The 21372-nt window shown below is 70.1% G+C and carries 20 protein-coding genes; 2 read left to right on the forward strand and 18 right to left on the reverse strand.

Annotated elements, in window-relative coordinates; genetic code table 11:
• Positions 1-10 precede the first annotated feature (10 nt).
• Positions 11-943, reverse strand: coding sequence for a helix-turn-helix transcriptional regulator (locus tag ACQPXM_RS34075; RefSeq protein ID WP_432941665.1), 933 nt, complete (start codon positions 941-943; stop codon positions 11-13).
• 63 nt (positions 944-1006) lie between these two features.
• Here ACQPXM_RS34075 and ACQPXM_RS34080 point away from each other — a divergent pair, with 63 nt between their 5' ends.
• Positions 1007-2152 (forward strand): epoxide hydrolase family protein, encoded by a 1146-nt coding sequence (locus ACQPXM_RS34080; RefSeq protein WP_432941667.1) that lies wholly within the window; start codon positions 1007-1009, stop codon positions 2150-2152.
• Positions 2153-2198: 46 nt separating this feature from the next.
• Here the strand turns inward: ACQPXM_RS34080 and ACQPXM_RS34085 are convergent, their stop codons facing one another.
• From ACQPXM_RS34085 to ACQPXM_RS34150, 14 genes are all read right to left on the reverse strand, one after another.
• Positions 2199-2615, reverse strand: coding sequence for a nitroreductase family deazaflavin-dependent oxidoreductase (locus ACQPXM_RS34085; protein ID WP_432941669.1), 417 nt, complete (start codon positions 2613-2615; stop codon positions 2199-2201).
• A gap of 67 nt (positions 2616-2682) precedes the next feature.
• Positions 2683-3591, reverse strand: coding sequence for a ribonuclease Z (locus ACQPXM_RS34090; protein ID WP_432941672.1), 909 nt, complete (start codon positions 3589-3591; stop codon positions 2683-2685).
• Positions 3592-3595: 4 nt separating this feature from the next.
• Positions 3596-5896: an aminotransferase class III-fold pyridoxal phosphate-dependent enzyme gene (locus tag ACQPXM_RS34095; RefSeq protein WP_432941674.1), complete on the reverse strand. Its 2301-nt coding sequence runs from the start codon at positions 5894-5896 to the stop codon at positions 3596-3598.
• A 14-nt stretch (positions 5897-5910) separates the two neighbouring features.
• Positions 5911-6600 carry an MBL fold metallo-hydrolase gene (locus ACQPXM_RS34100; RefSeq protein WP_432941677.1) on the reverse strand — a complete coding sequence of 230 codons (690 nt, stop codon included), beginning with the start codon at positions 6598-6600 and terminating at the stop codon, positions 5911-5913.
• A gap of 86 nt (positions 6601-6686) precedes the next feature.
• On the reverse strand, positions 6687-8012 hold the full coding sequence (locus tag ACQPXM_RS34105; RefSeq protein ID WP_432941680.1) for a metallopeptidase TldD-related protein: 1326 nt from the start codon (positions 8010-8012) through the stop codon (positions 6687-6689).
• On the reverse strand, positions 8009-9460 hold the full coding sequence (locus ACQPXM_RS34110) for a TldD/PmbA family protein (RefSeq protein ID WP_432941682.1): 1452 nt from the start codon (positions 9458-9460) through the stop codon (positions 8009-8011). Before ACQPXM_RS34110 ends, ACQPXM_RS34105 begins: the two co-directional genes overlap by 4 nt.
• Before the next feature lie 96 nt (positions 9461-9556).
• Positions 9557-9775 carry a hypothetical protein gene (locus ACQPXM_RS34115; RefSeq protein WP_432941684.1) on the reverse strand — a complete coding sequence of 73 codons (219 nt, stop codon included), beginning with the start codon at positions 9773-9775 and terminating at the stop codon, positions 9557-9559.
• Entirely contained in the window at positions 9772-10566 is a 795-nt protein-coding gene (locus ACQPXM_RS34120; protein ID WP_077015144.1) for a COG4280 domain-containing protein, read from the reverse strand. Before ACQPXM_RS34120 ends, ACQPXM_RS34115 begins: the two co-directional genes overlap by 4 nt.
• A gap of 176 nt (positions 10567-10742) precedes the next feature.
• Complete coding sequence (locus tag ACQPXM_RS34125) at positions 10743-11738, reverse strand: threonine/serine dehydratase (protein WP_432941687.1); 996 nt, start codon at positions 11736-11738, stop codon at positions 10743-10745.
• 9 nt (positions 11739-11747) lie between these two features.
• A complete protein-coding gene (locus ACQPXM_RS34130) occupies positions 11748-12557 on the reverse strand; it encodes an ABC transporter ATP-binding protein (protein ID WP_432941689.1) in 810 nt (269 codons plus the stop codon).
• A gap of 9 nt (positions 12558-12566) precedes the next feature.
• Positions 12567-13592, reverse strand: coding sequence for a FecCD family ABC transporter permease (locus tag ACQPXM_RS34135; protein ID WP_432941691.1), 1026 nt, complete (start codon positions 13590-13592; stop codon positions 12567-12569).
• The gene (locus ACQPXM_RS34140; protein ID WP_432941693.1) at positions 13589-14644 is read right to left on the reverse strand and encodes a FecCD family ABC transporter permease; all 1056 of its coding nucleotides are present in this window, start codon (positions 14642-14644) and stop codon (positions 13589-13591) included. Before ACQPXM_RS34140 ends, ACQPXM_RS34135 begins: the two co-directional genes overlap by 4 nt.
• A 1-nt stretch (position 14645) precedes the next feature.
• Entirely contained in the window at positions 14646-15668 is a 1023-nt protein-coding gene (locus tag ACQPXM_RS34145) for an ABC transporter substrate-binding protein (protein WP_432941696.1), read from the reverse strand.
• Between the two features lie 43 nt (positions 15669-15711).
• Entirely contained in the window at positions 15712-16929 is a 1218-nt protein-coding gene (locus ACQPXM_RS34150; RefSeq protein WP_432941699.1) for a C45 family autoproteolytic acyltransferase/hydolase, read from the reverse strand.
• A 191-nt stretch (positions 16930-17120) separates the two neighbouring features.
• Between ACQPXM_RS34150 and ACQPXM_RS34155 the strand changes: the two genes are divergently transcribed.
• Entirely contained in the window at positions 17121-18038 is a 918-nt protein-coding gene (locus ACQPXM_RS34155) for a MurR/RpiR family transcriptional regulator (protein ID WP_432941701.1), read from the forward strand.
• Positions 18039-18066: 28 nt separating this feature from the next.
• On the opposite strand, the gene ACQPXM_RS34160 is transcribed toward ACQPXM_RS34155, so the two are convergent.
• From ACQPXM_RS34160 to ACQPXM_RS34170, 3 genes are read right to left on the reverse strand one after another with little or no spacing between them, the layout of a single operon-like run.
• Entirely contained in the window at positions 18067-18648 is a 582-nt protein-coding gene (locus ACQPXM_RS34160; protein WP_432941704.1) for a Chromate resistance protein ChrB, read from the reverse strand.
• Positions 18649-18703: 55 nt separating this feature from the next.
• Positions 18704-20608, reverse strand: coding sequence for an FAD-binding protein (locus tag ACQPXM_RS34165; protein ID WP_432941707.1), 1905 nt, complete (start codon positions 20606-20608; stop codon positions 18704-18706).
• Positions 20605-21324, reverse strand: coding sequence for a VIT1/CCC1 transporter family protein (locus ACQPXM_RS34170; RefSeq protein ID WP_432941709.1), 720 nt, complete (start codon positions 21322-21324; stop codon positions 20605-20607). The genes ACQPXM_RS34165 and ACQPXM_RS34170 overlap by 4 nt, the downstream gene beginning before the upstream one ends.
• Positions 21325-21372 lie beyond the last annotated feature (48 nt).

Below are 21372 nucleotides of genomic sequence, written 5' to 3' on the forward strand. Positions count from 1 at the left end.
GGGTGAGACCTTAGGGACCGGCGAGCCGTGCCGCCACAGTGCGGACGTGCTCGGCGACTTCCGGCGGCGAGACGACCTCGAAGGGGAAGCCGACAAGGCCCATCCAGAGCACGAGTTCGTCCAGCGAGTTGGCGCCGGTGCTGACCAGGCAGGTGGTGTCGTCGACGGCCTCGACCGTGGCGACCGACGACGCCAACCGGTCGGCGACCTCAGCCGCCGAGGCCCGGAGGCGAAAGACCGCCTGATAGCGATAGGCCCCGGACGCGATGCCGGCTCCGGTCGCCGCCAGGTCCGGGACCTCGCGCGGAGTGAACCGCGGCCCGGTCGGGATGCGGGGAGTCATCCGGTCCAGGCGATAGGTTCGCCAGTCCTCGCGATCCAGGTCCCACGCCGTCAGATACCACCGCCGTCCGGTGTGGACCAGCCGATGCGGCTCGGTCGTCCGGACGCTCGCCGTACCGGCGTGGGACCGATAGTCGAATCGCAGCCGCTGATGGTCCCGGCAGACCGCGGCCACGGCCAGCAGCACCTCCGGATCGACAACCGCACCCTGAGCAGCCGGTACGGCGACCGACTGCAGCAGCCGGACTCGATGCCGCAGCCGCGACGGCAGGACCTGTTCCAGCTTCGTCAGCGCCCGCACCGACGACTCCTCCAGCCCGGCCACTCCCCCGGCCGCCGACGCGCGCAGACCGATCGCCACCGCGACGGCTTCCTCGTCGTCGAGCAGCAGCGGCGGCAACGACGCCCCGGCGCCGAGCCGGTAGCCCGCGACGCCGGCGACCGCCTCGACCGGGTAGCCGAGGTTGCGCAGCTTGTCGACGTCCCGCCGCACGGTCCGCGCGCCGACGCCGAGCTCGCGCGCCAAGGTCTCGCCGGACCAGTCGCGCGGGGTCTGCAGCAACGAGAGCAGTTTGAGCAGCCGTGCCGAGGTTTCCAACATGTCCAGCAGTCTCCCACCAAGCTAGGACCGAAGCTGACCTAGCCAGGTGACAGAGTCGAAGACATGACGATCACTCCGTTCCGTATCGACATCCCGCAGGCCACCCTCGACGACCTTCAGCGCCGGCTCACCGAGGCCCGGCTGCCCGCTCCCCTGCCGGGCGACGGCTGGGACACCGGCGTACCGGTGAGCTGGCTGAGCGAACTGGTCGGCTACTGGCGCGACGACTACGACTGGCGCAAGGCCGAGCAGCGGCTGAACGAGTTCCCGCAGTACACGACCGAGATCGACGGGCAGCGGATTCACTTCCTGCACGTCCGGTCGGCCGAGGAGGACGCGTTGCCGCTGCTGCTCACCCACGGCTGGCCCGGCTCGTTCGTCGAGTTCGTCGACCTGATCGGCCCGTTGACCGACCCGGTCGCGCACGGCGGCACAGCGGCCGACGCGTTCCACGTGGTGATCCCGTCGCTGCCCGGGTTCGGGTTCTCGACGCCGATCGCGAGCAGCGGCTGGACCATCGAGCGGACCGCGCGCGCGTGGGCCGAACTGATGAGCCGGCTGGGCTATCAGCGGTACGGCGTACAGGGTGGTGACCTCGGCGGAGCGGTGTCGCCGGCCGTCGCGCGGGTCGATCGCGGCCGCGTCGTAGGCGTTCACGTGAACGGCGGGCCTGAGCTGCCGCCGTTCCCGCTGCCTGACGAGGAGCTGGTGACGCTGACTCCGGTCGAGCAGGACCGGGTCGCGCGGGTCGGCGAGTTCATGCAGGAGCAGTTCGGCTACATCGCGATCCAGTCGACCCGGCCGCAGGCGCTGGCGTACGGGCTGGTCGACTCGCCGGTCGGGCAGCTGGCCTGGATCATGGACAAGTTCCGCGAGTGGACGTACCCGCGGACCACGCTGCCGGAGCAGGTCGTCGACCGCGACACGCTGCTGACCAACGTGATGATCTACTGGCTGACGGGTTCGGCCGGCTCGGCGGCGTACGTCGGTTACGCCCAGGGCGGCGCGTGGGGCGAAAAGCCGGAGAACTCCGGTGTCCCGACCGCGGCGATCGTCTTCGCGCACGACGTCGGCGTCCGCCGGTACTGCGAGCAGCAGCACACGATCGTGCGCTGGACCGACGTCGACCGGGGCGGGCACTTCGCCGCACTGGAGGAGCCGGACCTGCTGCTCGCCGACGTGCGCGAGTTCTTCGCCGGACTGCGCTGAACCGCGAACGGGCGGACCCCGGCCGGGGTCCGCTCGTCGGCAGTCGTCAGGCGCGTTCGAGGATGACGATCGGGATCTCGCGGTCGGTGCGGGTGGTGTAGGTCTCGTAGTCCGGCCACACCTCGACCATCTTCGGCCAGATCTTGGCGCGCTCCTGCGGCGTCGCCACGCGGGCGTGGGCGGCGAACCGGTCGGCCTTGATCTGCACCTTCACGTTCGGGTCGGCGAGCAGGTTGAAGTGCCACGCCGGGTGGGCCGCCGCACCGCCGTTCGAGGAGACGATCGCGTAGCCGCCGTCGACCTCGCGGTAGATCAGCGCGTTCTTGCGCTCCTCACCGGACTTGCGGCCGATCGTGGTCAGGATCAGGATCTCGGCGCCGTGGTCGCCCCACTGGGAGCCCACCGCACCGTCGCTGTCCTCGTAGGCCTTGACGTGGGCGGCGCCGTACAACTGCTCAGCCATGCAAATCTCCTTGCTTACGCGGGTATAACGCGTACAACCCTAACGGTGCCGCGAAGATTCCCTACGCTCAGCGGCGCGGCGGCACCGGGACCCGGGCGAGATCGGCGGCGATCACGATCTCCCCGTCGAACTCCGCCCGCGCTTCCTCCTCGAACAGCTTCATCTCGGTGTAGCGCTGGGAGAAGTGGGTCAGCACCAGCGTGCGCACCCCGCACTCCTGCGCGACCCGGGCCGCCTGCCGGGCAGTGAGATGGCCGAAGTTCCGGGCGAGCGTCGCCTCCGACGACAGGTACGTCGACTCGATCACCAGCAGGTCCGCACCGTCGGCCAGCCGGAAGACGCCCTCGCACAGCCGGGTGTCCATCACGAACGCGAACCGCTGTCCCCGGCGCGGCTCACTCACCTGCTCGACCGTCACCGTCCGCCCGTCCACCACCAGCGATCCGGCTGCCTGCAACCGCCCGATCGCCGGGCCGTGCACGCCGTACGCCGCGAGCTGGTCCGGCAGCATCCGTCGGCCGTCGGGCTCGATCAACTGGTAGCCGAAGGCCTCGACCGGGTGCTCGAGCCGCCGGACCCAGAGCTGCCCGAACGACCCGACTGACAGCAGGCCGTCCTCCTCGATCGGCTCCTCCCGGAGCTCGGCCCGCTCGAAGAACGACGCGGCGTACCGTAGCCGGGTGAAGTACTGCTGCCCGGACGCCGGGTAGTGCGCGTGCACCGGATGCGGCACGCCGTCGAGCGACAACCGCTGCACCACCCCCGGTACGCCGAGGCAGTGGTCGCCGTGGAAGTGCGTGACGCACAACCGCGTGATCGCCCCGGCCGCGACCCCGGCGTACAGCATCTGGCGCTGGGTCCCCTCGCCCGGGTCGAACAGGAATCCCTCGGAGTCCCAGCGCAGGAAATAGCCGTTCTGGTTCCGCTCCCGCGAGGCCACCTGGCTGCCGGTGCCCAGCACGACTAGTTCACGCACCGCCTCAGACTAGTGCGGCGGCGAAAGCTCCCAGGAAGATTTCCACCTCACGCGTCTGCCAGATCAGCGGCGGGCGGATCTTGAGCACCTGACCACCAGGACCCGTCGTCCCGACCAGTACGCCGTGCTCGCGCAGCCGCTCGGCGAGCTCCACCGCGGTGATGCCCGCTTCGGAAGGAATGTCCACTCCGACCATCAGGCCCTGGCCGCGGACCCGGACGCCGTCGTGCAGTGAGGGCGCGAGCTCGGCCAGTCCAGCGGCGAGCTGAGCACCGATCGCCCCTGAGCGAGCCACCAGGCCCGACTCCTCGATCACGTCCAGGACGGTGTTCGCCGCGACGCACGAGACCGGGTTGCCGCCGAAGGTGCTGAAGAACTCGTCCACGTCGGCGAACTGCTCGGCGATCTCCCTCCGGGTGATCAGCGCGGCGACCGGATGCCCGTTGCCCATCGGCTTGCCCAGCGTGACGAAGTCCGGCGTCAGGCCGTAGTCCGCGAACCGCCACAGGTTGCGCCCGCCCCGGCCGAAGCCGGCCTGCACCTCGTCGGCCAGGAACAACCCACCCGCCGCACGCACCTCGTCCTGCAGCCCGCGCATGAACTCACCGGTCGGCGTGAGAATGCCCGCGCTGCTGAACACCGAGTCCACGGCGAGCAGCGCGACGTCATGGCCTCGAAGCTGTTCACGACCGGCCCGAACCCGCTGCCGAGCGTCCGCTCCGGTCGGCTGCCGACCCTCGCCATCCACCCGCGGCGCCTCGAACGTGCCGACCTGCGCCGGCCGAGCCGACGGCGGGTAGGTGTTGGTCGAGAACGCGGCCGTCGCCTCGCTCACCCCGTGGTACGCCAGGTCGGCGGCCAGCACTCCGGACCGCCCGGTGACGATCCGCGCCATCCGCCAGGCCAGGTCGTTGGCCTCGCTGCCGGAGTTCATGAACACACAGGTGTCCAGGCCGTCCGGCATCGACGCGGTCAGCCGCTCGGCCAGCTCGATCGCGTGCGGGTGCAGGTAGCGCGAGTTCACGTTCAGTACGCCGGCCTGGCGCGCGAGCGCCTGGACCACCGCGGGATGCGCGTGGCCGACGACCGGAACGTTGTTGTAGGCATCGAGATAGCGGCGGCCGTCGGCACCCTCGATCCAGGCGCCCTCGGCCCGGACGACCTGCAGGGGCTCGCGGTAGAACAGCGGCGACAACGTGCGGCCGCCGAAGGTCGCGTCGCGCCGAGCGAGCAGCGTCGGATCGGGAGTCGCGGGGCCGGTTGCCCGGGAGGTGCCACATATCCGGTGGAAGCGGGCGGCCAGGTCCTCGGGCGCAAGATCCGCCCACAGGTCCAGTACATGCCAGCTGCCCGCGACCAGGCTGGTCAGGTACTCCTCGTTGCCCGGGTAGAGCGGCGCCCGCCAGGCCGAGATCAGCGTGCTCGCCGCACAGCGCGCGAGCACCAGCTCGCCGATCAGCTCGACCTCTTCCGGTTCCAGCGGCAGCACCCGCTGGTAGGCGTCGAGGAACTCGCGCGCCGCCGGCCACGGGTCGCTGGACTCACGAAGCAACGAGGTCAGGCTGATCGCCAGGTCAGCGACCCGGGCCGTGTGGTGCATGTCGCCGAAGTCGATCACGCCGTCGATGCCGTCGGCCCCGAGCAGCACGTTGCTCAGCGTCACATCCGCGTGCAGGACGAAGCCCGGCAGCCTCCTAGTTGCCTCCGGCAAGGACTCGAAGCGGTCCAGCAGCCGGTGCATCGGCGCTCGGCGACGCGCGTCGGGCAGCCGGTCGGCGTACGGGCGCAGCGACGAGACGACGCGTGGATCCCAATCCAGCCGACGATGGGCGGCCGGGTCACCGAACCCCTGCAGCGCCTTGACCAGCCGCGCGCAGAGCGTGCCGAACGACGCCGCGAACCAGCTCGGCAGCCGGACCAGATCGCCGACCTGGCCGGGCATCACCGTCATCAGCCGAGTGAGGTGCCGGCGGCCGTCAGCAGCTTCGGCCAAGACCACCGAGCTGCCGTCGAGGGCCGGCAGCAACCGGGGAATCGGCAGCCCGGGATCGGTCTGCGCGACATGCCGCATCGCCGCGCTCTCCATCGCGATCTGCGCCGCGTCGTCGCCGGTGTTGGAGATCTTCAGCACCAGCTCGCGGCCGTCGGTCGTGACGGCGAGGAAGTTGCGGTCCCGTTCGCTGCGCAACATCCGCAGATCGGCCGCGATCCCGTACCGGGAGCGCAGCAACTCGGTGGCCGCGGCGAGGTCCAGCTCGGGCGGCTCGTCGATCAAACTCGGTGTCCGGCCTGCGACGGTCTCCACGGTCACTCCTTCACTCACACCGTTCCGGGGCCGCGGAACGCCAACGGCACCCGTGCCCCCGCGGTCTCGAACTCGCCGTTGGCGCGGCGCCGCAGCAGCTGGTCATGCCCAGGATGGACGAAGTCCGCCGTCGCCGCGATCCGCGCGATCGAGGCGTCCGCTTGCGCCCGATCGATCGGGTGCCCGGACGCCTCGCCGGACCGCAGTACGTCCAACGTCGGTACGGCGTCGCCGGTCAGTACGACGGTTCCCTCGTCGGTCGCGACGGCCAGACCGATCGACCCGGGCGTGTGCCCGGGCAGTTCGAGTACGCGGACGCCGGGCAGGATCTCCTCACCCTCTGCGGTCTCGGTGAGCTTCAGCCCGGCCAGCACCGAACTGGTCCAGCGAGGAGTCTGCGGCCAGGCCTGGTCCGCCAGGAACTCCAGCTCGGCGGGATGCACCAGCACCGGGCTCCGCTCGAACAGGTCGACGTTCTGGACGTGGTCCCAGTGCCCGTGCGACAGCACGACGGCGTCGATGTCGGCCGGCTCGAGCCCGCGATCGGCCAAGGCCTCGCGCAGCGCGCGGCGGCGGCCGACGTGCCCGAAGTCGAACACGATCCGCCGTCCCTCGCTCTCGACCAGCAGGATCGAGCAGAACGCCGGGTTGCCCTGGTCGGAGGACAGCGAATAGCCGTTCAGCAGCGGCGCCACGGTCGGCATCGGATCTCCTGGGTGCGGTGGAGCAGCAGCGCCCCGCGGGGTTATGAGCACGCATCGCGGGGCGCTGCTGGTACGGGGACGCCGGCTCAGGACAGCACCAGGGGGCCGGCGTCGATCAACAGGGACGGGACGACGATGCTGTCCATGAAGGTCTGGTCGCAGATCTCCCGGGTCGCGCCGACACCGATCACGGCCTTCAGCACCTCGTCCATCCGGAAGGTGAAGCGCAGCTGCGGATGCCAGGCGACCAGCTTTCCGTCCTCGGCCCAGTACGTCGCGTCCCGCGTCGTGCCGGTCACCAAGGTCTGCGTCGGATGCTGCACGCGCAGGTAGTCGAGCCGGTTCACCACCAGGCCGCTGCCGGTCTCGGCGAGCAGCTCGTCCTCGGTCGACTCCCCCGCGTCGAGCAGCAGGTGGGAGGGAACCGGGTCACCGCCGAACCGCCAGCCGTCCGGTACGGCGTGCCCGGTCGGTACGCCGCCGGTCAGGTCCGCGCGGCGCCGGTCGGACACGACACCGGTCAGCACGCCGTGGTCGATCAACGGGACCCGGCGGCGAATGTTGCCTTCCGCATCGAATCCGCTGACCAGTCCGGCCGGGTCGGTGGCGTCGTCGACCAGGGTCAGCAGCTCGCTGACGACCTGCTCGCCCATCCGGCCACTGACCGCCGACCGGCCGGTCGCATAGTGGTGCGCGCCGAGGGCCCAGAAGGCGTAGGTGGCGATCAGGCTGTTCACGGCCTGCGGCTTCAGCAGCACCCGGCAGGTCCCGTGGTGCGGCTCCCGGACCGGCAGCGGCGCCAGAGCTTCGCGCAACCGGCCGGGAATCTCGTCGATCCGGAGCTGGTCGGCGTCCCGGTGCACGAGCTTCACGCTCGCCGACTTCTCGTCCTGCTTGGCGATCGCCTGGATCGACGCCTTGGTCAGCGTCTCGGCCCGGAACAGGCCGGACGAATTCGCCACCACCCGGTCCAGGACGTCGAACCGGATGGCCCCGCCGAGCTTGGCGGAGTCGCCCAACCCGTCCCGCACGGTCGAGAACCACTGATGCCGGACCGCCGGGTCGGACTCGAGCACCGACGAGGCAGGCTCCACCACGGGAGCGGTAGGCAAGCCCTTGCCCGCCGTCTCTTGGCCCGGAACAGGTGATGGGGGGAGATCCGCCATGGCGGCGTTCAAGCGCCTCTCCAGCGTGCGGACCGCTTCGGCATCCAGCGTTTCCAGCGTGCCGGCCGCCGACCGTCCGTTCCGGTTGATCCGGACCCGCACCTTCAGGCGACGCTCGCTGTGCTGCGCCGTGATCTCCGACTCCGCGTACCGCAGCAGGTCGGCGTTCTCGCCGAGCACGTCCAGGCGGGTCCCGTCGCCGAGGATCTCCAGCGCCTGCTCGACCTGGGTCTGTTCGATCGTCATCGTCCCACCTGCACCTTCTGGAAACGGCCGGGAACCGTGCCGTGGCCGACGTGGGCGACCTGCAGCGGCTCGCCCTTGTTGCACGACGGGACACCGTGCAGCTTCCACTCCTCCGGTCCGCCGAGCGCGTCCAGACTGGCCCAGAACTTCGGCGTGACGCTCTCGTAGCTGCAGTTCTTCAGCAGCCGCCCGAGCTTGCCGTCGCGGATCTCCCAGCCCACCTCGGTGGTGAACCGGAACGACATCCGCTGGTCGTCGATCGAGAACCCGCGATTGGTCTCCACGAAGATCCCGCGTCTGGTGCCGGCGATCATCTCGGCCAGCGAGGACTCGCCCGGCTCCAGGCAGATGTTCGTCATCCGGACCAGCGGCAGGCGCTGCCAGCCGTCGGCCCGGGCGGCGCCGGTCGACTCCAGTCCTAGTGCCGCGGCCGACTCGCGGCCGGACATGTAGTCGAGGAAGATGCCGTCCTTGATCACCTGGGTGCGCTGGGCCGGCACGCCCTCGTCGTCGTATGCGAACGAGCCCAGGCCACCGGGAATCGTCGCGTCGGCGTACGCCGAGACGATCGGTGAGCCCCAGCGGAAGTTGCCGCGGCGTTCGGGGCTCGCGTACGTGCCGCCGGCCAGGCTCGCCTCGGTTCCGAGCGCCCGGTCGGCCTCCATCGGGTGCCCGGCGCACTCGTGCAGCACCATCGCCAATTGGTTGCTACCGGCAATCAGTGTGGTGACCTCGTCCGGGCACTGCGGTGCGGTCAGCAGCGCGACCGCCTCGGCGGCGACGCGGGCCGCGTTCTCCACCAGGCCGAGCGACATGACGTGCTCCCAGCCCGCGGTGGCGAAGTCGCCGCGCTGGCCGCGGATCTGCCGCGGTACGCCCTGCGGGAAGGAGCGCCGCTGCAGGTCGTTGCCGTCACCGGCGTTGACCAGCAGTCCGCCGCCGCTCTCGGTCAGGGTCTGTTCGATCAGCGCGCCCTCGGTGTTCGCGAACACCTTGTGGTCGCGGTAGAAGTCCACCGAGGCCTCGATCTGCTGCACCAGGGGGCCGGCGGTCGAGGCCTCCTTCACGGTCGCCGACAGCAGGTCGAGCTTGGTCGACAGCGCGACCTCGAACGGGTCCACCACCATCGGCGACGACCAGGTCGCCCGGGTGGTGACCGGCGGCCCGAGAGCGACCCGGCCACCCCCGCCGGCGGCCCGGGCCTGGCCGACGGCCTGCGCGATCACGGCGTCGAGACCGCGCGGGTCCAGCCGGTGGGTGGCGGCGAACCCCCAGTGACCGCCGACCACGACCCGCAGCCCCAGGCCGAGCGAGTCGTCGTACCCGACCTCGCCCGGCCCGTCGAGCTCGACCAGGACCTGCTCGTGCGTGCGGTGCACCACCCGGACGTCGGCGTAGCCCACATCGGCGGGGAGCAACGCGAGCAGGGCTTCGGCGATGTCGCGCATGGGACCTCCTTCAGGACGGATGGTGCGCCGGGGCGCCTCGACGGCACTGTAACAGCCACTACGAGGCTCAGGGAAGATGTCGTAGACGCTACAGTCTCACTGTTTCTTGGGCCGGACGTCGATCGCCAGGCTGATCGCGAACGCGACCACCAGCAGCACGCCGCCGAGCAGCGTCAGGCCGGTGTCGCCGAACAGCTCCACCGTCATCGCGACGTACAGCGCGACCAGCGCGAGCACGACCGCGACGGCGATCTTCCAGTCGTCACCGATGATGAAGTCGTACCAGAACTGCCCGAAGGACTTGAGGAACTTCACTTTTTCGCCTCCACCACGACGTCTGCGGGCGCGGCCGGAGCCGCGGGGGTCTTGAGCACTGCGACGAACACCCGGCTGAGCACGAGCCACGCGATCAGCAGGCCGATCAGCGCCAGGTCGTGGCCGGGCCAGTCGAGGCTCTCGTGGTCACCGCGGAAGATGCCGATGCCCTCGACCGCCCAGTAGGTGCCGAAGGTCGCCAGCAGCAGGCCCACGCCGTACTTGAGCAGGTTCTCGTTGATCATCGACAGCGGGCGGCGCAGCGCGATCGCGATCACCAGCACCACCGCGACGGCGGCCAGCGCGCCGGCACTCGCGCCGGGGATGTTGTCCGCGTTCAGGCCGAAGGTGATCACGATGAACACCACCTCCATGCCCTCCAGGAAGACACCCTTGAACGACACCATGAACGAGAACATGTCGACACTGCCGGTGCTCTTGCCGGCGGCCTTGGCCGCGGCGACTTCCTCCTTGTAGATGGCCGCCTCGTCGTGCACCGCTTTTCGGCCCGACGATCTCAGGATTGCCTTGCGCAACCACTGCAACCCGAAGATCAGCAGCAGTCCGCCGATCGCCAGCTGCAAGGCCGACTCCGGCAGGAAGGTGGCCAGCGCGTAGCCGGCGAACACCGTCACCACCGCGAGCGCGCCGAGCGCCGCCAGCGTGCCCAGCAGCGCCGACTTCCAGCTCCGGGTGTAGCCCATCGCCATCACGATCGTGGTGGCTTCCACCATCTCCACGAAACACGCGACGAACGTCGCGATGATCAGGCCCCACGTTGCCGCGTCCATCACTCACTTCCTTCAGCTCGATGCAACAGATGCTGCATTGAACGATAGTTACATGAATTTCGCGGTGTCAACGCGTCGTCCCAAAAAGTTGCCCATAGCAACTTTTGGGCAGGCCGAAGCGCCCGGCGGCCCCGAATCCGTGGGGCCGGCCGGGCGCCCGCCGCGCCGGGGAGGGGTCAGGCCAGCGCGGCCACCAGGGTGCTCGCCGAGATGTTGCCGCCGCACGACACGACCGCGACCCGCTTGCCTTCGAGCTCGGTCCGCCGGGCCCGCGCGGCCGCGAACGCCATCGCCGCCGACCCTTCGATCAACTGGTGCTCGGTGTCGATCACCATCCGCAGGGCGGCCGCGATCGCGTCCTCGCTGACCAGCACCCAGTCGTCGACCAGGTCACGGCACAGCGCGAACGTGATGCTGCCCGGCTCGACGCTGCCCGCCGTACCGTCGGACAGGCTCTCCCGTCCCTCGACCTGGACGATCCGGCCGGCCTCGACCGAGGCCGCCATCGGCGCCTCGCGCACCGGCGACGCACCGATCACCCGGATCCCCGGCCGATGCTTCTTCAGCACCGAGGCGATCCCGCTGACCAGTCCGCCACCACCGACGGCGACAACCACCGCGTCCAACTGTCGCCCGGCCAGCTGCTCGAGGATCTCCACGCCGACCGTGCCCTGCCCGGCAACGGTGTCCGGGTCGTTGTACGGCGAGACGTAGGTGAGTTCGTGCTCCTCGGCGTACGCCCTGGCCTTCGGTTCCAGGACACCGGAGTCGAGCCCTTCGGCCCGCAGCTCCAGCCCGAAACGGCGCAGGGCGGCGACCTTGCCCGGCGCGGCGTTCTCCGGCAGGTAGACGATGCCGTGCCCGCCGAGTGTCGCCAGCGCGTTGCCGACCCCGAGCCCGTGGTTTCCGGTCGACGCGGTGACCACCCCGCGATCGCGCTGTTCGGGCGTCAGAGTGAGGATCTTCGCCATCGCGCCGCGCGCCTTGAACGATCCGGTGCGCTGGTGGTGCTCACACTTCACCAGCACCTCCGCCCCGAGTTCCTCGCTGAACGCGTCGAACCGCACCAGTGGGGTGATCGGCAGATGCTCGCGCAACCTCGGTGCAACCCGCTCGGATCGCGCCGCGATCCCGGCCGGCGTCGGTGCTGCCTCGGTGAACCGTTCGGTCATACGTTCTCCTCATCCGGAGGCCACCGCGAGCTGGGTCCGCAGACCGGCTCGCAGCGGGATGCACATCGGTTTGCCACTGACAGGATGCGGTACCACCTTGGACTCCACCCCGAACACGTCGCGGATGATGTCGCAGGTGAACACGTCCTCGGGCGCACCTTCGGTGATCAACGTGCCCGACTTCATCACGAACACGTGGTCGGCGTACTCGGCCGCCATGTTGAAGTCGTGCAGCACCATCGCGACCGTCTTGCCCTGCTCGTGGTTGAGCTGAGCCAGCAGGTCGAGCACCTCGAGCTGGTAGGCCACGTCCAGGTACGTCGTGGGCTCGTCCAGCAGGATCAGGTCGGTGCCCTGCGCCAGGCAGAGCGCGATCCAGACGCGCTGACGCTGACCGCCGGACAGCTGGTCGACGTGCTGGTGGCGCAGGTCCGCCGTACTGGTGACCTGCATCGCCCACTCGACGGCTTCCTTGTCGGCCGGGCTCGGGACCTTGAGCGAGGTCCGGTGCGGGTGCCGCCCGAACCAGACCAGGTCCTCGACCGAGATCGACTCCGGCGCGGTCAGCACCTGCGGCAGGATCGCCAGCAGCCGGGCGACCTCCTTGGTCGGGGTGTCGTGGATCGACTTGCCGTCCAGGACGACGCTGCCCTTGGCCGGTGGCAGCAAGCGGGCCAGGGCCCGCAGTGCCGTGCTCTTGCCGCAGCCGTTCGGCCCGATCAGCACGCTGACCTTGCCGTCCGGGATGGTCAGGGTCAGATCCTCGGCGATGACCTTCTGGTCATAGGCCAGCTGGACCCCTTGTGCCTGCAGTCGCATGGCGGTCTCCTACTTTCCGGTCTTCACGAGCAGGTAGAGGAAGTACGGTCCGCCGACGACCGCGGTGACCAGTCCGGCGGGGATCTCCAGCGGTGGCGCGAGTCCGCGGCCGAGCATGTCGGCGACCAGCATCAGCAGCACGCCGAAGACCGCCGCGGACGGGATCGAGGCGAGGTGCCGGCCGCCGAAGACCCGGCGGGCCATGTGCGGCGCGATCAGACCGACGAAGCCGATCGTGCCGGAGACCGCGACCGCCGCGGAGGCCAGCGCGACCGCGAACAGCAGCAGGATCCGGCGGGTCCGCTCGACCGGCTCCCCCAGACCCGCGGCCAGGTCGTCACCGAGTCCCAGGACGTCGAGCTTGCGGGCCCAGATCACGATCAGCGGCACCAGCACCAGCACCCACGGCAGGATCTCCAGCACCGACCGCATCGAGCGGCCGAACAAGCTGCCGGTCAGCCAGATCAGCGCGGCGCTGACGTCGAGCGGGTTGCGGACCAGTAGGAACCGGATCCCCGCCTCGAACGCCGCGCTGACCGCGATGCCGACCAGCGCGATCCGGACTGGCGTCGCCCCCTTGCGGTAGGCCAGCAGATAGACCAGCCCGGCGGCCACGAGCCCGCCGATGAAGGCGGCCGGCACGACGGCGAAAACCGGCAGCCCGGGAATCGCGAGCAGGAGCAGCATGCCCGCGAAACCGGCGCCCTTGGTCACGCCGACCACGTCGGGGGCGGCGAGCGGGTTGCGGATGACGCCCTGCATGACGGCACCGGACACGGCCAGCGCGATACCGACCAGCCAGGCGAGCAGGACCCTCGGCAGCTGGAAGTCCACCACGATCCGCGCGGCCTGGTTCGAGGTGTCGCCGACGAGGGCGCTGAAGACGTCGCCGAGCGAGACCTCGGTGGCGCCGACACTGAGGCTGTAGAAGCTGAGCAGCACGGCGAGCACACCGAGCGACCCCATCAGGATCGCGGGATGCCGCTGGGCCACCGACGTCCGCCGGACGTGCTGCGCGACGATCGTCGTCGTCATGAGGTCACCTTCTGCCGACGGGCCAGGTACACGAAGATCGGTGCGCCGATCAGGGCCGTCACCACTCCGGCCGGGACCTCGAACGGCGGTTTGACGAAGCGGGACAGGATGTCGGCGTACAGCACCAGCACTCCGCCGCCGATCGCGCACAGCGGCAGCAGCACGGTGTAGCTGGACCCGACCAGGCGGCGCATGATGTGCGGCACGATCAGGCCGATGAAGGCGACCGGGCCGGCCACCGAGACGGCGGCACCGCACAGCACGATCACCAGCGCCGACCCGAGCATCCGGGTCCGCTCGATGTTCTGCCCAAGGCCGCGGGCCATGTCGTCGCCGAGGGCCAGCAGGTTCAGCGGACGGGCCATCGCGAACGAGCCGACCAGCCCGAGCACCAGCCACGGCAGCAGGTTGCGGATGTCGTGCCAGGCGGCGAAGTTGACACCGCCGACCAGCCAGAACAGCACGCTGTCGGTGGAGTTCTCGTCGAAGATGATCAGCACCTGGGTCAGCGAGATCAGCAGGCTGCTCGCCGTGACGCCGGCCAGCGCGAGCCGGATCGGACTGATCCGCCCCCGGCCCGAGCCGGCCAGCATCATCACCGAGATGCCGGCCGCGGCGGCTCCGCCGAAGGCCAGCAGGATCGTGGGAGCGCCGGACAGCGACGGCACGATCGTGATCGCCAGCACGACCACGAGCACGGCGCCGGCGTTCACGCCCATGATCTCCGGCGCCGCCAGCGGGTTGGCCGCGACCGCCTGCATCAGCGCACCGGCGACCGCCAGGGCGGCGCCGACGCACAGCGCCAGCACCACCCGCGGCAGCCGGATCGACTGGATGATCAACTCGTCCGGCTGGTCGGCCTTGAAGATCGCGGCCGGCAACCGGGTCAGCGAGATCTGCTGACTGCCGATCGACAGGGCCCAGGCGACGCCCACGACGACCACCACCAGCAGCGCCAGCGTCACCCAGGTGACCCGCTGCTTGCTGGTGACGATCTTCGGCGCCTTGTGGTCGCCGGTCGTGCTGGGCCTGGGCAGGGTGGACGTGGTCATGTCACTTCCCGTAGAGCAGCTTGACGGCTTCCTTGGCGACGACCTCGGCGGCGATCAGGCCGCGCGAGCGGGACCACTCGTTCGGGTCGACGTCGAAGGTCGCGTTGTTCTGGACCGCCGGCAACTGCTTCCACAACGGGCTCTTGGTCCACTGGTCGCGCAGTGTCGGGCCTTCGTTCGCGGCGATGAACAGGATGTCCGGCTTGTTGGTGACCAGGGTCTCCAGGGTGAGCGAGACCGACGCGTCGCCGGAGTCGTCCGGCAGCGACGACGGGATCCCGATCACCGACAGCACACCGGGCGTGTAGGCCTTGGGCGGGAACCCGGTGAAGGCCTTCTCCGAGGCCCGGACGAACAGCGCCTTACGGGTCTCGCCGGACGGCGCCTGGGCCTTCAGGTCGGCCATCGTCTTGGCGTGTTCGGCCAGCCGGGTCTTCATCTCGTCGCACTTGTTCACCGCGATCGCGGTCGACATCTCGCTGTCCAGCACCTGCTGGTAGTTGCCGTTCAGGCTGGGGTAGGCGATGGTCGGCGCGATCTTCGACAGTTGGGCGTAGATCGCCTTGTGGCGGCCGGAGTCGGCCACGATCAGGTCCGGCTTCAGCGCGGTGATCACCTGGATGTTCGGCGTGGCCCGCAGCCCGACCGACTTGTACGCGCCGACCTTGTCGCGCAGGGCGGCGATGATGCGCTTGGGCTGGTCGTCGTCGGCGACACCGACCGGGGACATGCCGACCGCGACCAGCGCGTCGACGAAGGAGTACTCCAGCGCCACCACCTTGGCCGGGTTGCCGGTGATCGTGGTGGTGCCGAGGTCGTGCTTGATCGTGCGCGAGTCCTCGCCGCACTGATCGGTGTTGACGTCCGAGCTGACCCCCTGGGCGGCCGCGGCGCGGTCGGCGTTCGGGGCGGCGCCGGTGGCCGGCGAGGAGCTCGAGCCGCCGCAGCCGGACAGGGCGGCCGCGGCGGCGGTCAGGGTGAGGATGGCGGCGAGGCGCCGGCCCTTCGAAGCGGTGTGGGACATGGCGTGTGCTCCTGGTGTAGGCAGAGCAAAGCGGGGACGTGGTTCATCCGCGACGAGCGAGGGACATCGCCGGAGCGGGAACATCGGGCCGGTCCTGCGGACCAGGGCCGTCGTACAGGTTCCAGGGCGCCTGCTGGTAGCTGTGGGTGCAGGGCAGACCAGGAGTCAGGCGGTAGGTGCCGGTGGTCAGGTCGACCAGGCTGGAGACGATGGTTTCGTTGCGGTCGAGCGGGTGCCGGCGCGGATCGGCGTGCTGGCAGACGGCGTTCGGGTGACCGAAGTGGTCGCTCATCGTGGTCTGGACGATGCGCGCGACCGCTTCCTCGGTGGTTCCGTCCAGGCGGACCTGCGCCAGGCCTGATTCGACCCGAGGCAACCGGTAGAGCGAGTCCACCGAGAAGGGCTTGTAGGTGTCGTTGATCTGCGGCGGGACGAAGGACTGGAAGTGGTTGCCGTGGACAAGCAAACCGTCCGTCGGGTACATCCAGCCGTGCCGGCCCGGCGTGGTCTCGACGTCGATGGCGAAACCGTCGCGGTGGGTCAGCAGGATGTTGCTGGACAGGCTCTGGCGGGCGTCGAAGATCGCCAGGAGCGCGTCGTGCAGGTCCCAGCACTCGAGCGCCTTGCGGCGGACGACGGTGCCGGGGACGCCGAGGCCGGAGCCGAAGCCGGCCCCGAGTCCGTTGGCGTTCAGGGCGATACCGGCCGAGTTCGCGCCGTGCCGGGCGACCTGCCCGGCCTCGACGTGGCCGATGATCGTCGGCTTGCCGGGCTGCTCGATCCGCAGGACGACCACGGTGTCGGCGACGCCGGAGTACAGGTCCCAGTTCTGGCCGGCGTACACGTGGCCGACCGGGTTCGCGGCCGGCAGCAGCGCGAACGACGTACAGCCGTCGTCGCTGCCGTCGGTGCGCCCGTCACCGGTGCCGTCGTTGCCGGCCGCCGGGCGGGTGCCGAACGGGTTGCCGCGCAGCAGTTCGCCGCGGACGTTCAGCGCGAGGATCTCCTCGAAGGACCGGTTCGCGCCCAGCGCGATGCCCCGGATCTCCTCGACCAGGTCGGGCGCGAAGTCCTCGATCAGCGGAACCCAGTGCGGCGCGCGGGCCACCACGTCGGCCCAGGGCAGACCGGTCGCGCGAGCCACCGACTGGGTGTAGAAGTCCAGCGACCGCTCGATCGGCGCCCGCGCCGCCTCGCCGTACTGCGCGCCGCGGTCGCGCGCACCGGCGGCGGAGATCTCGATGGTCTGCAGCTGCGTCACGGGAGTCGCTCCAGGAGATGGACGGGACATGGCTTCGTTGTGTTCATTACGAATATTCAGCTGACCGTAGTGATTGCTACAATCGCTGTCAACGGGTCGGCGAATCCGTTGACCTGACGGTGATCTGGAACCTCCGGGTGACATGATCGGAAGGTGTCCGGCGAACTACTGTGAGGCGAGGAGCTGTGTCCGTGGCCAAGACCCCGACCTTGCAGGAGCGGGTGGCGAGCCGGAGGGGCTCGCTGACCGCCACCGAGCGCAAGATCGCCGAGTACCTCGCCGCCCATCCCCAGGAGGCGGCATTCTCGTCGGCCGAGGAGATCGGCAAGGCCACCGGCACCAGCGACGCCAGCGTGGTCCGGACCGCCAAGGCGCTCGGCTTCGACGGTCTGCCCGGCCTGAAGCGTTCGCTACAGGGCCACCTGCAGAAGCTGCTCACCCCGGCGAACCGGCTCAGCAACAGCCTGCAGAGCATCACCGACGGACCCGAGGCGATGCTCACCGCGACCCTGCGCGACCACGTCGAGCGGTTGCAGGCCGCCGAGCACACCCTGGACGGCGCCGAGTTCCGGCGGGCGGTCGAGCTGGTCGGGGGCGCCCGCGAGACGCTGGTGTGCGGCTTCGCCGGCCTGGCCGGGATGTCGGACTACATCGCCACCCACCTGACCAGGATCGGTCACCGGGCCCGGACGGCGTCCGACACCGGCTACCGGCTGGCCGACCGGTTGCTGCTGCTCGGCCCCGAGGACGTCGTGGTCGCGATGGCGCACAACCGGATCAACCGCGAGCTGCGGGTGATCCTCGACCACTGTGTCCAGGTCGGCGTTCCGGTGATCCTGCTGACCGACACCCTCGGTGAAGCTCTGCGCGACAAGGTGGACGTCGTGCTGTCGGCACCGATGAGCCGGCCCGGCACGTTCACCAGCCAGGCCACCGTGCTCATCCTGCTGGAGGCACTGACGATCGCCGTGGCCGCACAGGATCGCGACCGGGCACTCGCCGCCACCGAGCGGATGAACACGCTCCGCGAGGAACTGAACGGCTACGGCATGACCGACGAGACGTCACTGGTGCTGCCGCGGCCGAAACGCCGGCCGCGACGCAAGTGATCGGTCACCGGTCCGGGAGCGCGGTCGGTCAGACCTTGCCCTCGGTCCGTTCGTAGACGTCGGCCTCGAACTCCTCCAGCAGGCGTTCACACTCGGCCACCTTGGCCCGTGCGAGCTCCTTGCCGTCGGCATCCAGCCAGTCCCGGTCCTCCACCTTGGCCAGCCAGCGCCGCAGCTTCTCCAGATCCTGCCGGATCTCCTCGGCCTCCTCGAACGTGTAGTTCTCGCGGAACCGCTCGAACTCGATCTCCTTGACGAACTTGGTCTCGCACTCCTCGACGATCTCGGCGTACTCCTTGGCCGACTGGCTGCGGAACCCCTCCACGAACTGGGTCCGCGCGTCGTCGTCGACGTCGGTCAGCGTGAGGAAGACGCTCGAGCCGCCGAGCTCGCTCACCTTCTCCCGGACCTTCGCCATGCCGGCGCGCAACTCCTCGCGGTCGGGCAGGACGCAGACCGCCTGCTGCACGTAGAACCCACCGAGCCGCTTCAGCTCCCGCCACACCGCCACCCGGGCCCGCGACGAGTCGCTGGGCACCTTGTAGATCAGCAGCAGCCAGCTCTCCTTGTTCGCGCTGGTTGCCGCTTTGCTCCGCCGGGTCGTCGCCATGCCGGACAGGTTATCCGGCCGATCGGGTGCGGCGTCGCTTCGTGGGTGATGCGGTCTAGCGGTCGGCACGTTCGGCTCGCGTTCGCAGGCCGTCGACGAGGTGGGGCATCACCTCCCGCCAGTCCGCGACCAGACCGACGTCGCAGTGCGCGAACACCGGCGCGGCCGGGTCGGTGTTGATGGCCAGTACGGTCCCCGCCCGGCTGGTGCCGGCCAGGTGATTGTGGTTGCCGGACAGGCCGACCGCGAAGTACATCCGCGGGGCCACGCTGCGGCCGGTGATCCCGAGCTGACGGCCGTGCGGCAGCCAGCCCTCGTCGGTGACCTTGCGGGTCGCGGCCAGCTCGGCGTTCAGGAGCTCGCGCAGCGGTTCCAGGTCGCCGTACTGGGTGGGGTCGACACCGCGACCGACGCCGATCACCACGGTCGCGCGGTCGAGCGCGTCACCCTCGTGGCCGGTCCGGCGGTCGGTGCGGGTGATCGCCGGATCTCGCTCGACCGGCAGCACCTGGTGATCGAAGGCGTGCGGTTCGCGAGGACGCAGCAACGGCAGCATGCCCGTGCGGAGGGTTGCGATCTGTGGGGAGCCGTAGCTGACGATCTCGGCCAAGGTGCCGCCGCCCGAGGGCTTCAGGCCGGCCAACAGTCCGTCCGTGTTGACACCCAGGCTCACCAGATCGGACATCATCCCGGCTCCCAGAGATACCGCCAGGCGAGCCAGTACTTCGCGTTCCCACGGCAGAGCCCCCGCCACGACAGCCCAAGGAGCCACCTCGGCGAACCACTTCGCCAGCACCCCAGCCACCGGCCGAGGCTCGTCCCCGGTCAACGACACCACGGAGTCGGCACCCCAGCGCACGAGGTCACTCGCGTCGGCGCTGTCATCAGTCCGTACGGCGAACACCTGCCCGCCGACCTCCTGAGCCAGCAGCGCCGCCGAGCCCAGCAAGGCCCGGGTCGACTCCTCGGGCGCCGGTCCCACCAGCGCCACCACGTCTCGCCCGCCGCCTCCGGCGGCGGGCGAGGAGAGTTGAGCGCCGAGCCCGCCCGCTGGTGAGGGAGCTGGAGCCCCCTCCAGCCCCGCCCGCGATGCATCGGCGGCTTCACCTGATCCCCGCGCGGCGGCGCGCAGCGCCGCCGCGCGGGTGGTGGGAACCGACTGAAGTGATTCCGGTTGGTGGGTGAAGCGGTCGAAGCAGCCTCGGTTGTTGAGTTCGGCGAGGGCTCGGGCGGCCTGGATCTGCGGAGTGCCCCGGAAGATGACGGGTTCGCGGGTCAGGCCGAGCGGGCGGACGCCGGTGACTCGGGTGGGGCTTGCGGTGAGGCCCCAGCGGGCTGCGGGGAGGGCATCGGTGGTGACGTGGCGAATGGTGTCGCCGGACGGCCACTGCTCGGGTGGGACCTTGCACGGTGAGCACGAGCGTTCGGCGACGGCGATCACGGCGGGCAGGTCGACCACCACCGACTCGGTGCCGTTGTCGTACTGGACGACGGCCCGCACCTGGTGGTTCGCGACCTCCAGCTCCAGCACCGGGCCGACGAACGGCAGGCCGAGCAACTCGGCGATCATCGCGCCGATCGCCCCGGTGCTCCCGTCGACCGAGCTGGCGCCGACGAGGACCAGGTCGGCCTGATCGACCACACCGGCGAGCGCGCGAGCGGTGACCAGACAGTCCGAGCCGGCCAGCACCGGATCACTCAGGTGCACCGCGTCGTCGATCCCCCATCCCATCGCCTCGCGCAGTACGTCGACCGCCGACGGCGGGCCCATCGTGATCGCCGTACTGCGTCCGCCGGACTCCTGCGCGAGCCGTACGCCCTGGGCCACGGCCCGCCGGCACCACGGGTTCATCTCCGTGACGTTGCCACCTCGCTCGAGACGGCCGTCGGCGTCCAGGCGACCGTCGTGGTCGCCCTTCGGCACCTGCTTGGTCAGCACGGTCACGCGCAGCGGCTTCACGACAATCCGGTCCCCACCGCTAGACCGATCAGGAACGTCACGCCGGCGGACAGCCCGCCGAGCAGCAGCTGCCGGCCACCGCCGTACCAGAACGGGCGGGCGGTGATCTTCGCGACGATCCCGCCGGTGACCACCAGCCCGATCGCGCTCAGCACCAGCGCCGGCCACACACTCATCGCCCCGAACAGGAACGGCAGCAGGGGAATCACCGCACCGACCGCGAACGCCGCGAACGAGGACCCGGCGGCGACCCAAGGCGAGGGCAGGTCGTTGGGGTCGACGCCGAGCTCTTCGCGCACGTGCACGTCGAGCGCGACCTCCGGGTCGGCGGTCAGCTCCTTGGCCACCTGGGCGGCGAGCTCGGGCCGCAGGCCCTTGGCCTCGTACATCATCGCCAGCTCGCGCAGTTCGTCCTCGGGGTGGGCCTTGAGCTCGCGCCGCTCGGTCTCGATCTCGGCCTGCATCAGCTCGGTCTGCGACGACACCGAGGTGAACTCCCCCGAGGCCATCGAGCACGCTCCGGCGACCAGACCGGCCAGTCCGGTCATGATCACCACCTTGGCGCTCGCGCCGCCGCCGACCACACCGGCGACCAGCGCGAAGTTCGACACCAGGCCGTCCATCACGCCGAAGGTGGCCGGGCGCAACCAGCCACCGGTGACGTCCCGGTGCGAGTGGTGGATCTCGGCCGGCTGGCCGACGACGTCCGCGGTCATCTCTGCAGTTCCTTCCGGAAGAATTTAGGTGAGCGTAACCTTCGCTCT

It is taken from the genome of Kribbella sp. CA-253562 (assembly GCF_050942265.1).
Taxonomy (GTDB): domain Bacteria; phylum Actinomycetota; class Actinomycetes; order Propionibacteriales; family Kribbellaceae; genus Kribbella.